Annotated in this window: 15 protein-coding genes; 5 read left to right on the plus strand and 10 right to left on the minus strand. The window is 50.4% G+C overall.

What is annotated here, in order from left to right; translation table 11 throughout:
• Positions 1–124 precede the first annotated feature (124 nt).
• The 3 genes from pyrI to pyrL are packed head-to-tail and all read right to left on the minus strand — an operon-like array spanning position 125 to position 1,671.
• The gene (gene pyrI, locus IMQ48_RS18975; protein WP_196210228.1) at positions 125–586 is read right to left on the minus strand and encodes an aspartate carbamoyltransferase regulatory subunit; all 462 of its coding nucleotides are present in this window, start codon (positions 584–586) and stop codon (positions 125–127) included.
• Positions 587–598: 12 nt separating this feature from the next.
• Positions 599–1,534 carry an aspartate carbamoyltransferase gene (pyrB, locus tag IMQ48_RS18980; RefSeq protein ID WP_196210229.1) on the minus strand — a complete coding sequence of 312 codons (936 nt, stop codon included), beginning with the start codon at positions 1,532–1,534 and terminating at the stop codon, positions 599–601.
• Between the two features lie 2 nt (positions 1,535–1,536).
• Entirely contained in the window at positions 1,537–1,671 is a 135-nt protein-coding gene (pyrL, locus tag IMQ48_RS18985) for a pyr operon leader peptide (protein ID WP_135323330.1), read from the minus strand.
• Between pyrL and IMQ48_RS18990 the strand changes: the two genes are divergently transcribed.
• Positions 1,651–1,773, plus strand: coding sequence for a hypothetical protein (locus IMQ48_RS18990; RefSeq protein WP_096758503.1), 123 nt, complete (start codon positions 1,651–1,653; stop codon positions 1,771–1,773). The genes pyrL and IMQ48_RS18990 overlap by 21 nt on opposite strands.
• On the opposite strand, the gene IMQ48_RS18995 is transcribed toward IMQ48_RS18990, so the two are convergent.
• The 5 genes from IMQ48_RS18995 to arcA form a co-directional block, all read right to left on the minus strand.
• Entirely contained in the window at positions 1,770–2,249 is a 480-nt protein-coding gene (locus tag IMQ48_RS18995; RefSeq protein WP_196210230.1) for an arginine repressor, read from the minus strand. The genes IMQ48_RS18990 and IMQ48_RS18995 overlap by 4 nt on opposite strands.
• A 144-nt stretch (positions 2,250–2,393) precedes the next feature.
• Complete coding sequence (locus IMQ48_RS19000) at positions 2,394–3,797, minus strand: YfcC family protein (RefSeq protein ID WP_196210231.1); 1,404 nt, start codon at positions 3,795–3,797, stop codon at positions 2,394–2,396.
• A gap of 55 nt (positions 3,798–3,852) precedes the next feature.
• Positions 3,853–4,857, minus strand: coding sequence for an ornithine carbamoyltransferase (argF, locus tag IMQ48_RS19005; protein ID WP_196210232.1), 1,005 nt, complete (start codon positions 4,855–4,857; stop codon positions 3,853–3,855).
• A gap of 52 nt (positions 4,858–4,909) precedes the next feature.
• Positions 4,910–5,842, minus strand: coding sequence for a carbamate kinase (gene arcC, locus IMQ48_RS19010; RefSeq protein WP_196210233.1), 933 nt, complete (start codon positions 5,840–5,842; stop codon positions 4,910–4,912).
• Between the two features lie 9 nt (positions 5,843–5,851).
• A complete protein-coding gene (gene arcA, locus IMQ48_RS19015) occupies positions 5,852–7,072 on the minus strand; it encodes an arginine deiminase (RefSeq protein ID WP_196210234.1) in 1,221 nt (406 codons plus the stop codon).
• A gap of 673 nt (positions 7,073–7,745) precedes the next feature.
• Here arcA and IMQ48_RS19020 point away from each other — a divergent pair.
• Positions 7,746–8,198 (plus strand): YhcH/YjgK/YiaL family protein, encoded by a 453-nt coding sequence (locus IMQ48_RS19020; protein WP_196210235.1) that lies wholly within the window; start codon positions 7,746–7,748, stop codon positions 8,196–8,198.
• A 117-nt stretch (positions 8,199–8,315) separates the two neighbouring features.
• On the opposite strand, the gene argF (IMQ48_RS19025) is transcribed toward IMQ48_RS19020, so the two are convergent.
• Complete coding sequence (argF, locus tag IMQ48_RS19025; protein WP_196210236.1) at positions 8,316–9,320, minus strand: ornithine carbamoyltransferase; 1,005 nt, start codon at positions 9,318–9,320, stop codon at positions 8,316–8,318.
• A 164-nt stretch (positions 9,321–9,484) separates the two neighbouring features.
• On the opposite strand from argF (IMQ48_RS19025), the gene rraB reads away from it, so the two are divergent.
• Both rraB and miaE read left to right on the plus strand, forming a co-directional pair.
• Positions 9,485–9,910 (plus strand): ribonuclease E inhibitor RraB, encoded by a 426-nt coding sequence (rraB, locus tag IMQ48_RS19030; protein WP_196210237.1) that lies wholly within the window; start codon positions 9,485–9,487, stop codon positions 9,908–9,910.
• Between the two features lie 51 nt (positions 9,911–9,961).
• Complete coding sequence (miaE, locus tag IMQ48_RS19035) at positions 9,962–10,726, plus strand: tRNA isopentenyl-2-thiomethyl-A-37 hydroxylase MiaE (RefSeq protein WP_196210238.1); 765 nt, start codon at positions 9,962–9,964, stop codon at positions 10,724–10,726.
• An 8-nt stretch (positions 10,727–10,734) separates the two neighbouring features.
• On the opposite strand, the gene IMQ48_RS19040 is transcribed toward miaE, so the two are convergent.
• Positions 10,735–11,238, minus strand: a complete 504-nt coding sequence (locus IMQ48_RS19040) for a GNAT family N-acetyltransferase (RefSeq protein WP_196210239.1) — start codon at positions 11,236–11,238, stop codon at positions 10,735–10,737.
• 192 nt (positions 11,239–11,430) lie between these two features.
• Between IMQ48_RS19040 and IMQ48_RS19045 the strand changes: the two genes are divergently transcribed.
• On the plus strand, positions 11,431–12,621 hold the full coding sequence (locus IMQ48_RS19045; RefSeq protein WP_196210240.1) for a YjgN family protein: 1,191 nt from the start codon (positions 11,431–11,433) through the stop codon (positions 12,619–12,621).
• The last annotated feature ends 11 nt before the right edge of the window (positions 12,622–12,632 follow it).

Below are 12,632 nucleotides of genomic sequence, written 5' to 3' on the forward strand. Positions count from 1 at the left end.
TGGCTACGTCCTCTTACCCTGGTCACATAGTTTACTATGCTCCCTGGGATAATCGGACTTGCCGCCTCGATGCATCACGAACGATTATGTGTAACGGGAGCCGGGATCTCATAACCAACCCCAATTAGTTGGCCAGCACCACATAATGCGAAAACTCTTTTTCACAGTATTTGCATTTGAGTGCGATGTCATCGGCGCGTTTTTTCACTGCAAAACTGGATGAAACTGGCTCGGCGTGGCTGATGCAGTTGCTGTTTGGGCAGACCAGCACGTTATCGATACGCTCCGGCAGGTTGGGGCGTGATTTACCCACAACATCATAGTCATCAATGCGATTTACCGTGGCCTGCGGGGCGTACAACGAGAGCTGGTTGACCTGCTCGTCGGTCAGGAAGGTATTTTCAATTTTGATCAGGTCTTTACGGCCCATCTCACCAGACGGCAGGTTCAGACCGATGGTGATACGCTGGTCGGTCTCTGTCAGTTTGAACAGCGTCAGCAGCTTAAAACCAACCTGCGCGGGAATATGGTCAATCACGGTGCCACGTTTGATGGCTTCAACCTGCAGTTTGTTATCGTGTGTCATCGTCATGTCCTCTTACAGTGCCAGTTCGCTATTCAGTACCAGTGCCAGTAACGCCTGGCGGGCGAAGATGCCGTTGCCTGCCTGCTGGAAATACCAGGCGTGCGGTGTCTTATCGACGTCGGGGGTGATCTCATCAATGCGCGGCAGCGGATGCAGCACCTTCATGTTCTCTCTGGCACCAGCCAGATCGCTGGCGCGCAGAACAAACTGTGCTTTCACGTTGGCGTATTCGGACGGATCCAGACGTTCTTTCTGTACGCGAGTCATGTAGAGAATGTCTACTTCCGCCATCACTTCTTCGATCGTACCGTGCAGGCTCCAGGCGATACCTTTTTCATTCAGCATGTCCAGAATGTATTGCGGCATTGCCAGCGCGTCCGGGGCGATAAAGTAGAAGCGGTTGCCTTCGAACTTCGCCAGCGCCTGGGTCAGAGAGTGAACGGTACGGCCATATTTCAGGTCGCCCACCATCGCTATCTGCAGATTGTCCAGACGTCCCTGCGTTTCCTGAATGGTGAACAGGTCCAGCAGCGTTTGGGTTGGATGCTGGTTAGAGCCATCGCCCGCGTTCAGTACCGGCACATTGCCGGAGAACTCGGTGGCCAGACGTGCGGCGCCTTCCTGCGGATGACGCATTACAATGGCGTCGACGTAGGTGCTGATAACGGAAATAGTATCAGCCAGCGTTTCACCTTTTTTGCCCAGTGAGGTGTTGCTGCTGTCAGAGAATCCCACCACGCTGGCGCCCAGACGGTGCATCGAGGTTTCAAAAGATAAACGGGTGCGGGTTGAGGCTTCGAAGAAACAGCTGGCAATCACCTTATGTTTCAACAGTTCCGGCTGCGGGTGGGCTTTTAGTTTCGCCGCCGTCGCGAGTACCAGATTGAGGTCATCGCGGCTGAGGTCGTTTATGGAAATGATGTGTTTGTGATAGAGCGGGTTAGCCATGTTTATCTCCTGACGCCTGGGCAAAAAAAAAGCCCCTCAATTGAGGGGCTTAGAATGGTGAGCAACGGGAAGAAAAACGGCAGGCCAGCGTCTTTTTTCAGACGCGGTAAGACAAAATGTCGTACACACTGAACCATAGATCCTCCCGGCAAATTGTCGGCGATTATACTCAGCTGCGTTATAGGATCAAGCGAATAATGCACAAATTATTCATCGCAAACGGTTCTTATGAATTTTAATTCATCTTAAGTAAATAATTAATCTGCTTGTGAACCAGGCCAGTTCGCTGCACTACCCGTGGTGCGACCCAGACAATACTGCTGCCCGCAATGACACCAAGAATTTCTGGCAAAGCGTGGTAGTCGAGGATTCTGGCAACCGCGCGACCATATCCCGCAGCGGTGTGGATGAGGATAAACTCGCTATTGTGTTCAATGCTAACCACCATTTCAGCAATGGATCGCGCGGCATCAGGCGCCGGCCGAGATTGAGGATTTACAGAATAAATTTTTTGCCCTTTGGTATTTCTTATCTTTATGGCGCCGAGCAATTTTAGCAGGCGAGAAACCGTTGACTGACTAATGCCGGCAAAGCCCTGGTTTTGCAGATCTCGGCGAATAGCCTCCTGAGACAAATAGCTTCTTTCTGTAATCAGACGCTGGCAAATCGCCAGTTGTTGCTGCTCTTTGGCAGAGCAGTCATCGAATTCCTTCATAAAAACACCTTATATTTATTATTCATATCAATGTGATGGAGGAATTCACCACATTTACAGTATCAATAACGGCTTAAACGGGCGGTTGTGTAGAAAAACGAGAGAATGATCTAAAAAGCCGTCGATTTCCGACGGCTAAAAGGGTTACAGCATGGCACCGATACTTAGGACTGCCATGTTAAGTAGCGTCAGAATGAGCACCAGTGGGGCGACCCATTTCAGATACCGCACGTAAGGGACGCGAGCGATGGCCAGCCCTCCCATCACGACGGCTGAAGTGGGGGTAATCAGATTCACAATGCCGGAAGCGGATTGGTACGCGGTGACGACCAGGTCCCTGGGGACATGGGCGAAGTCGGCCAGCGGGGCCATAATCGGCATGGTGAGAACCGCAAGACCTGAAGATGAAGGCACCAGGAAGGACAGTAAAACCTCCAGCCAGTAGGTCACGTTGATGAAAATGGTGGTAGAGAGACCGGAGACTAAATTCTCGGCGCTGTGCAGAATGGTGTGGGTTATCATGCCGTTATCCATCACCACGACGATGCCGCGCGCAATACCAATAATCAGCGCTACCCCGAGCAGATCCCGCGCGCCGTCAATGAACGTGCTGGTGAAGGCCTCTTCACTCATCCGGGCGATAACGCCGACAATAATTGCCGAGGCCAGAAAGACACCGGATATTTCCGCCATCCACCATCCGAGTACGGCAACCCCATATATCATTACCGCAAAGGCCGCTGCGAAAATTAGCAGGATCCATTTACGCGTTGCCGTGAATTCAAGGTTGGTATTGGCGCGATTACCGAGAAAATGGACGCGATTTTCATCCATTTTATCCGCCACGATAGACAACTCTGGATGGCTGCGAACTTTTCGCGCATAGCGCATCACCCAGATGACGCAGATAACATAGCCGATGATCAGCAGCAGAATGCGCATCAGCATTCCTTGGGTGAAGGGGATCCCGGCAGCATTTGCTGCGATAACCGTTGCGAAAGGGTTAATGGTGGAGCCGAGGGTACCAATTCCCGCGCCGAGCAGAACGGTCGCTGCGGCAACCAGCGGATCGAATCGGGCGGCCATCATGACCGGCACTAGCAGTGTGTAGAACGGGAGCGACTCTTCCGCCATCCCGTAAATCGTTCCCCCAGCCGCAAATAATCCCATCAGGATGGGGATCATCCACTCTTCTTTGCCGTTTAGCCTGACCGTCACGCGTTCGATTCCGGCGTCGATGGCTCCGGTTTTATTCACTATGCCCAGAAAGCCACCGATGATCAGGACAAAAAGCGCGACATCGATAGCGCCAGCGGTGTAGGTCTCATGGTTATACAGACCATCGATTGGTGCCAGCAGTACGGCGGTAATACCTTGTGGATGCGCCTCCGTGGGGGCATAAGTGCCCGCAACCGGAACCTCTTTACCCAGTGTGGTATTCATCGCCATCTGGTATTTCCCTGCCGGGACAATCCAGGTCATAACCGCGACGAGTGCAATGAGAATAAACAGAATGGTATACGCGCTGGGAAATTTGAGTTTGCCCATGATGTTCTCCGGATAGCTCGGGCATACGCCGGCAGGCGGCATATGCCCGCAGGGGTTAGTCGCCGAGTGTCGCTACCATGACCGCTTTGATGGTATGCATCCGGTTCTCTGCTTCGTCGAAGACGATTGAGTGAGCTGACTCGAAGACCTCTTCCGTCACTTCAAGTCCTTTCAGGCCGTAAGCCGCTTCGATCTCACGCCCAACTTTGGTGTGCTCGTTATGAAAAGCGGGCAGGCAGTGCATAAATTTCACATCAGGATTGCCGGTCGCGTTGATGACCTGCTGGTTAATCTGATAAGGCGTCATCAGGCTGACGCGTTCCGCCCAGGCTTCTTTTGGTTCGCCCATTGAGACCCAGACATCGGTGTAGAGAAAATCGACGTCGTAAACGCCTTCCTCAACATCGTCCGTGAGCGTGATGTGTGCACCCGTTATGCTGGCGATTTCGCGGCACTCGGCAACCAGCGTTTCATCCGGCCAGAAGGATTTTGGTGCCACCAGGCGAATGTCCATCCCCATTTTTGCGGCGCCGACCATCAGTGAATTGCCCATGTTATTACGGGCATCACCGAGGTAGGCGAAGCTCAATTCAGGCAAGGTTTTACCCGGTGCGTGTTCCAGCATGGTCATCAGATCGGCGAGGATTTGTGTGGGGTGAAATTCGTTCGTCAGCCCATTCCATACCGGGACGCCTGCGAATTCCCCCAACTCTTCAACGATTTCCTGGCCGTACCCACGGTATTCGATGCCGTCGTACATCCGGCCCAATACGCGAGCGGTATCTTTCATCGACTCTTTGTGGCCAATCTGTGAGCCGCTTGGGCCGAGATAGGTCACCTGTGCGCCCTGATCGAAAGCGCCGACCTCAAAGGCGCAGCGGGTTCGGGTTGAGGTTTTTTCAAAGATCAGCGCGATGTTTTTACCGACCAGGCTTTGTCTTTCGCGCCCGGCTTTTTTCGCCGTTTTCAACTCGATAGCCAGATCGATCAAGTACTGGATTTCCGTTGGGGTGTAGTCCAGCAGTTTTAGAAAATTGCGATTTTTCAGGTTAACAGTCATGAAAATGTCCTTATGTAGGCCGGATAAGCGAAGCCGCCATCCGGCAAAAGCTTTAAGCGTTAACGTCTGTGGTTTCGAGGCGAATCAATGTGCCTTTCTCTCCGGCGAGAATGGCCGGGCCGTCAACCAATGAGCCGATGCCGGCAACCCCGTGACAGTGAGAGACAAACTTTGCGCAGGCGGTGACTTTGGGGCCCATTGAACCGGCGTCGAATTGCATTTCGCCGAGCAGCTCCGGCGTGACCTGAGCCAGCGGACGTTGTGTAGGTTTTCCCCAGTCGAGATACACCGCGTCAGCATCGGTCAGAATGAGCAGCGCATCGGCGTGGATCTGGCTGGCGAGTAGGGCTGCGGAGAGATCTTTGTCGATCACCGCTTCAATGCCGTGGTAGCCATCTGCTTTTTCCACCACCGGCACACCGCCGCCGCCGTTGCAGATAACCAGATGATCGCGAGCGATAAGCGCGCAGATTGCATCACTTTCAACGATGCGTTTGGGCTGTGGAGAGGGCACTACACGACGAAATGCATTGCCGTCGGCTTTGAAAATCCAGCCTTTTTCCGTTTGTAATGTTTTGGCCTGAGTCGCGTCATAAATCGGCCCGATGTATTTGGTTGGGTTGCTGAAAGCCGGATCATTGGCATCGACTTCAACCTGCGTCAGCAGGACGCTAATTTCTCGCTGTGGCAGCTGGTTTTTTAGCGCCTGCTGTAGCATGTAGCCAATCATTCCCTGACTTTCTGCGCCGAGAACGTCGAGGGGATAGGGCGTGACGGCGGCATAAGCGCTGTTTTGCAATGCCAACAGGCCAACCTGCGGGCCGTTACCGTGTACCAGAATCACACGCCATTGCAGGGTGAGCTGGGCGATGGTTTTTGCCGCCAGTTCAATGTTTTTCCGCTGAACATCTGCTTCCAGCGGCTCGCCGCGTTTGAGCAGCGCGTTGCCGCCCAGTGCGACGACCAAAGTCGGTTTATTTTCCATGACGTCTCCTTAAATACCGTCGCGTTCCAGCGGGCAGCTCATGCAGCGCGCACCGCCGCGCCCGCGTCCAAGTTCATCGCCAGGAATGGGTAAAACGGTGATGCCCGCTTTATCGTATTTTTCGTTGGTCCAGATGTTGCGCTCGTAGCCCACGACCACCCCGGGACGCAGAGTGAGGACGTTGTTCGCGTCATTCCACTGCTCACGTTCGGCTTCGAAGGCATCGCCACCTGTGGTGATCAGGCGAATTTGGTCGATACCCAGCGCTTTTTCGAGGGCATGTACCAGCGTGTTTTCTTGCGTACGCTTCAGGCCCCCGCGGCCGTCTGGCGTCAAGGTCCAGCACTGCACATCCGGGCGTACGACTTCCGGGTAGACCGAGAAGGTATCGACGTCAATGTGGGTCATAACGGTGTCGAGATGCATGCAGGAGCGGTGTTTTGGTAGCTCCACGGCGATGACGCGTTCAGCCTGGCGATGCTTGAATAGCGACTGAGCAAGGAACTCGATTCCCTGCGGCGTGGTTCGTTCAGACATGCCAATCAGCACCGCTCCGCGGCCAATGACCAACACATCTCCACCTTCTAACGTGGCGTGGTCATAATTAATATTTTCATCACCGAAGTATTTAATAAAATCACCATCGGCAAATTGTGGGTGCCAGCGATAAATGGCGCGTAGATTATTGGTTTCACGCTGACGGGCCGTTTTTGCCATCGGGTTAATCGACACGCCGTTATAAATCCAGCATGAGGTATCTCGGGTAAATAAGTGGTTCGGTAATGGCTTCATAATAAAGTCATTAATATCGTGGGTATCAACCACCATATTTTTAATTGAGGCGGGAATCTCCCCGTAAGTGAGACCGCCGCTTAAATGTCGGGCGAGTTCCCGGTGCGACATATCGGCAAGCCAGGCACGAATATCTGAGGCGAAGGTTGGACCAAGACGATAGTCTGAAATTTGTGTATCCAATAACCAACTTTTAGCTTCAGAGGTATCCAGGGTTTGTGTCAGTAAATCAGTCAGTAACAGGACTTCTATTCCCTCCTGGCGCAACGTGTTGGCAAAAATGTCATGTTCTTCACCTGCACGTTCGACTGAAAGCACATCATCAAAAAGCAGCTCCTGACAGTTCGATGGTGTCAGCCTTTTTAAGCTGAGATTAGGACGATGTAGCATCACGCTACGTAATTGACCGATTTCGGAACCGACATAATGCTTTTCCATCATTATTCCTTTAATACGATTTTAAAAAATAAAGAGGAGACGCCTGCAAAAATATTATTTTGCAGTCATGATCTTTCAGCTGATTTCGGAATCTATATTTAGATCTTATCTGCAATGGAAATGTGATTTGTTTCACAGTCGAGGGGATGATTGTTTTTTCTTGTTTAATATATGACATGGCTCTGAGAAATTAAAAAACAATAAAGCAGGTAATTGAATTGCTACGCAGGAATATGTCTTGTTATTTGTCTTTGTTAATGCCTTGTGTGTTTTATTAAATTTAATAAAATATATAACTAATTGATTTCAAGGTATATTTTATTTGATATTGAATTTTTATGCGTTTTTATTATTTTATTATTTTAACTATGACGTTTATTTGCAAATAAATATGATGATATATGGAGATAATCAACGGGAAGTGAACTGTGACCCACTGCCAGTTTTTCTAATAAAAACTTGTAGAACAGTCTATTAGGATTGGATTGAGAAAGCGGGGAACATGAGTTATGCAGAGTTTATGCATAACTCGATGCGGAGAGTTAACAATTGGATAACATCATCAGCGATAAACATGCGTTGACGCAAAATATCCACAAATAGCAGTGGTATGGCAGACGGTTTTTTCGTATAACAACTAAAATGAAACGATGTTTTAGTTAAGGGGTTTGAAATGATTATCGGCAATATTCACCACCTGGAAGCATGGCTACCGGAAGAGTTGCGTCAGGCAATTGAACACATTAAAGCGCACGTAACGGACGCAACGAAAAAAGGTAAGCATGACATCGACGGTGACCGTCTGTTTTATCTGATCGCCGAAGATATGACCGAGCCGTTTGAGCAGCGCCGCGCCGAGTACCATGCCCGCTATCTGGATATTCAGATCCTGCTCAAAGGCCAGGAAGGGATGACCTTTAGCACGCTGCCTGCGGGTGCGCTGGAAACCGACTGGCTGGCGGATAAAGATATCGCCTTCTTGCCGGAAGGAGCGGAAGAGAAGACGGTGGTGCTGAATGAAGGTGATTTTGTGGTGTTCTATCCGGGCGAAGTGCATAAGCCGCTGTGTGCGGTAGGTGCGCCAGCGCTGGTGCGCAAAGCCGTGGTAAAAATGTTGGTGGAATAAGCGATTTTATGATGCCGGATGACGAAGAAATCGCGTCTTATCCGGCATCCGGGAGCGCGATTGTAGGCCGGATAAGATGCGTAGCATCGCCATCCGGCATTATTTTCATCGACACCCTCACTTCGCTAATGTCGCCACTATCACCGCTTTAATGGTGTGCATGCGGTTTTCTGCCTGATCAAAGACAATACTGGCAGGCGACTCAAAGACTTCATCGGTCACCTCCATCCCACCGTGCAAACCATATTCTTGCGCCATTTTTCTACCCAGCGTAGTTTGGTCGTCATGGAATGCTGGCAGGCAGTGGAGGAATTTCACCTGCGGATTGCCGGTTAGCGCCATCATCGCGCTGTTGACCTGGTATTTACGCAACAGGGCAATACGTTCAGCCCACTTTTCTTTGGCCTCGCCCATCGACACCCAGACATCGGTATAAATGAAGTCCGCACCTTTCACGCCTGCCGCAATATCTTCGGTCAGGGTGATATTGCCGCCATTTTTCTGTGCCAGCGCTTTGCATTCAGCAACCAGACTCTCTTCAGGCCAACAGGCCTGCGGCGCAACCAGGCGTAGATCCAGTCCGGTTAACGCGGCGGCTTCCAACATCGAATTGCCCATGTTGTTACGGGCATCACCGGTGTACACCAGTGTCATATCATTAAACGCTTTTCCCGGAAGATGTTCCTGCATCGTTAACAGATCGGCCAGCAACTGGGTGGGGTGGAATTCGTTGGTTAACCCGTTCCATACCGGAACACCGGCATACTCGGCCAGCGTCTCCACTACCTCCTGACCGTGGCCGCGATACTGAATACCATCATACATGCGACCGAGTACGCGGGCGGTGTCTTTAATTGACTCTTTATGACCAATTTGGCTGCCGCTTGGCCCGAGATACGTCACCCGAGCGCCCTGATCGTAAGCGGCAACTTCGAAAGAGCAACGAGTTCGGGTCGAGTCTTTTTCGAAGATGAGCGCAATGTTTTTGCCGGTTAGCTTAGCGACCTCCGTGCCGTTTTTCTTCTCTACCTTGAGCTGGGCGGCGAGCTGTAGCAGTGACGTGAGTTCAGCAGAGGTGAAATCGAGCAATTTCAAAAAGTGTTTCTGATAAAATGCAGACATGGTTCCCTCACATGGCTTAGGCCATTTATTGAATTAAAATTCAATTTATATGTATGTTTATTCATTTGCAACCTTGTTTAACAAATCTTTCCTGGAAAGGTGGAGGCAATGTCAGCGGTATGTGACAATAAGAGTATCGGTAGGACATTATGAGGATACGAGCCATGGCAAACCCGGAACACCTGGAAGAACAGCGTGAAGAAACACGCTTGATTATTGAAGAGTTACTTGAAGATGGTAGCGATCCTGACGCACTTTATACCATCGAGCATCACCTTTCCGCGGATGACTTTGAAACCCTGGAAAAAGCGGCAGTAGAAGCCTTCAAGCTGGGTTATGAAGTCACCGAGCCGGAAGAGCTGGAAGTGGAAGAAGGCGACACGGTCATTTGTTGTGACATCCTCAGTGAATGTGCGCTGAACGCTGAACTGATCGACGCTCAGGTTGAACAGCTGATGAACCTGGCTGAAAAATTTGACGTGGAATACGACGGGTGGGGCACTTATTTTGAAGACCCTAACGGCGAAGAAGGTGAAGACGGCGACGATGAAGATCTCGTCGACGAAGATGATGACGGCGTGCGTCACTAAGTCATCTGCTGACCTACGGCAGCGTTTGCTGCCGTAGGGCAAGGACAACGTATGGATTACCCGCAAATACTCTCCCCGATTCTGGATTTCCTGCACTGTAAAACGCCCCAATCCTGGCTTGATAAAGCGCGTGACCCGGCAAATCTTCCTCTGTTGCTGACCGACCATCTCGTCTGCGAGTTGAAAGCGGCGCAAACCGCGATGCTGCTGGTGCGTAAATATGTTGCGGATAAGCAGGGATCGCAGGCAATGCTGGCGTGGCTGAAACCCTATGAAGCCTTTGCCTTCCGAGAAGGGGAAGAGCCGGATTTCACCTTGCTGAACAAGCAGATAAGCAAAAGCATAATGCCCCAGACCGACGATCCGTGGGGGCGACAACTGATCGACAGTATGGTGCTACTGATCAAAGAGGAATTACACCACTTCTGGCAGGTGCGTGAAGCAATGCTGAGTCGTCAAATTCCGTATATCAAAATTACCGCCAGTCGTTACGCTAAAGGCATGCTCAAAGAGGTACGCACCCATGAGCCGCTGACGCTGATAGATAAGCTGATCTGTGGCGCTTACATAGAGGCGCGGTCCTGCGAACGTTTCGCCGCGCTGGCACCGTATCTGGATGATGAATTACAGGCGTTTTATCTGTCGCTGCTGCGCTCAGAGGCGCGCCATTATCAGGATTATCTGGCGCTGGCGCAGCAGGTTGCAGACCATGACATCAGTGACCGGGTGCGGTTTTTTGGTCAGATAGAAGCGTCTCTTATCTTATCGCCGGACGATGAGTTTCGTTTTCATAGTGGTGTGCCCGCCACCTCTTAAACGCTGGCTTACAGGGATTTGAGCATCCGCACTTCGCAGTCGACGTGCCCGGTGCAACCTAGCGGCTCGCTGATGTGCTCAAATCCTAAGTGTTCGTACAGGCCAATAGCCTCGTGTAAGAACGCGGTGGTTTCCAGGTAACAGCGTTTAAAGCCCTGTTTGCGGGCGTGATCCAGCGCCATCTGCGCCAGCTTTTTCGCCATACCTTTTCCGCGAACCGCGGGTAAAAAATACATTTTCTGCAGTTCACAAATGTCCGGTTCGCTACAACCTAATGGCGCGACACCCCCACCGCCAACCACCAGTCCATTCTGTTCAACGACCCAATAGGCCGCGCCCGGTTGGCTGTAAACCTGGAACAGCTCATCCAGATTGGGGTCGGCCACGGTGTAGCCTTTATCGGCAGTAAGCCCATATTCTGCGGAAACCTGGCGGATAACCGCGGCGATGGCCTGGTTATCGGGTTCAGTGATTCGGCGCAGTGCAAGCGTGGGGGACAGAACAACATTCATAACATGACTCAATTTCAAAAATACATTTATATATTTCTTTAATACCACTCTCTTCTGCCAGGTGCAAGGTGTTCCTGATTCAGAAAAAATACAATACATAAAACAAACAGAAATAGTATTGTAGTAAAACCAGTAAATAAATGCTGGTGTTTATAATTTTAATTAATGGAATAGGTATTAGGGATATTATTCATGAATGATGTTATCGGTGCTCAGGATAACCAACGCCACACATTTATTTTTACCGGGAAAGGATGGGAATACTTTCTCATTTGCCTTGTTAATTTTTTGCTGAGTATTATCACCTTAGGTATTTATACGCCTTGGGCTATGGTGAAATGCCGTCGTTACATTTATCAAAAAATGACGCTAAACGGGCAATCTTTTGTTTATAAGGCAACGGGGGGCGCGATTTTTGTTAGCTTCTTACTTATTATGATCGTTTACGGTGCCAGCGTGAGTTTAATCGTGAATGGTAGTCATTTCTTAGGGTTTACCTTGATAGGGTTGCTCGTTATTGCCATCCCTTTGATGGCAGTAAAAAGCTTGCAGTATCAGGCGATGATGACCTCTCTGAATGGCGTTCGCTTTGGTTTTAGCTGTTCAAAATTATACGCATGGCTCTATATGCTGGCAGTGCCATTGGTACTTTCGTTGGTGAACTGGGGCGTGGTTTATCTGCTGAGTGTTGCTACCGAATGGTTAGAGGGCAGCACGGGAACACTCTTTAGAATAACGTTTATTGCAATGGTTGGCATTATAGGTATGGGGATCACCTACGGTATTACTTATGCAAAATGGATGCAGCTGGTGGGCAATGGCGGGCATTTTGGTATTCATCATTTTGCGATAAACGTAGATATGAAAGCGTGCGTGATTGGCTGTATAAAAGCGGTGCTGGTGTTTCTGCCCTTTGTGGTGGTAATCGCCTGGCTGATCGCCCCTATTTTTCTACAAATGGTGATGCTTGCCGTGATGGGCGTGGCTAACGATGCCTTTATTTTGGAAAACTACAGTCGGATTATGGCGTGTTATTTTCTTTATTTTGTCGGGATTATTGTGCTGATCAGCTATTTATACGTCACGCTGCGTAACCTGTTCATGAATAACCTGACTCTGGCAGAGGGCAAGATTCGTTTTCATTCTTCAGTGACGGCATCGGGTATGGTCTGGCGCTTTGCGCTCGTGATGCTTATTTCGGGCATAACGTTTGGGTTGGCTTACCCGTGGATGAAAATGTGGCAGGTCCGATGGCTGGCAAGCAACTCCCATGTTCAGGGGGATTTGGATTCGCTGGAACTGACCGACAGCGAACACGCGTTAGAAACGGGTCCGGCAATGTGGCTATCACGCGGTGTGATGACCTACTTCCCGTTCATCTGATACAACAAGGC

The organism is Citrobacter sp. Res13-Sevr-PEB04-36 (assembly GCF_015672735.1).
Lineage (GTDB): Bacteria > Pseudomonadota > Gammaproteobacteria > Enterobacterales > Enterobacteriaceae > Citrobacter.

Bases quoted from the DNA above. Each gene is read 5' to 3' on its own strand.
- pyrL (WP_135323330.1), bottom strand. From the start codon at position 1,671: ATGGTTCAGTGTGTACGACATTTTGTCTTACCGCGTCTGAAAAAAGAC.
- IMQ48_RS19040 (WP_196210239.1), bottom strand. From the start codon at position 11,238: ATGAATGTTGTTCTGTCCCCCACGCTTGCACTGCGCCGAATCACTGAA.
- arcC (WP_196210233.1), bottom strand. From the start codon at position 5,842: ATGGAAAATAAACCGACTTTGGTCGTCGCACTGGGCGGCAACGCGCTG.
- rraB (WP_196210237.1), top strand. From the start codon at position 9,485: ATGGCAAACCCGGAACACCTGGAAGAACAGCGTGAAGAAACACGCTTG.
- argF (WP_196210232.1), bottom strand. From the start codon at position 4,857: ATGACTGTTAACCTGAAAAATCGCAATTTTCTAAAACTGCTGGACTAC.
- IMQ48_RS18995 (WP_196210230.1), bottom strand. From the start codon at position 2,249: ATGAAGGAATTCGATGACTGCTCTGCCAAAGAGCAGCAACAACTGGCG.
- IMQ48_RS19000 (WP_196210231.1), bottom strand. From the start codon at position 3,797: ATGGGCAAACTCAAATTTCCCAGCGCGTATACCATTCTGTTTATTCTC.
- IMQ48_RS19045 (WP_196210240.1), top strand. From the start codon at position 11,431: ATGAATGATGTTATCGGTGCTCAGGATAACCAACGCCACACATTTATT.
- IMQ48_RS19020 (WP_196210235.1), top strand. From the start codon at position 7,746: ATGATTATCGGCAATATTCACCACCTGGAAGCATGGCTACCGGAAGAG.
- IMQ48_RS18990 (WP_096758503.1), top strand. From the start codon at position 1,651: ATGTCGTACACACTGAACCATAGATCCTCCCGGCAAATTGTCGGCGAT.
- argF (WP_196210236.1), bottom strand. From the start codon at position 9,320: ATGTCTGCATTTTATCAGAAACACTTTTTGAAATTGCTCGATTTCACC.
- miaE (WP_196210238.1), top strand. From the start codon at position 9,962: ATGGATTACCCGCAAATACTCTCCCCGATTCTGGATTTCCTGCACTGT.
- pyrB (WP_196210229.1), bottom strand. From the start codon at position 1,534: ATGGCTAACCCGCTCTATCACAAACACATCATTTCCATAAACGACCTC.
- arcA (WP_196210234.1), bottom strand. From the start codon at position 7,072: ATGGAAAAGCATTATGTCGGTTCCGAAATCGGTCAATTACGTAGCGTG.
- pyrI (WP_196210228.1), bottom strand. From the start codon at position 586: ATGACACACGATAACAAACTGCAGGTTGAAGCCATCAAACGTGGCACC.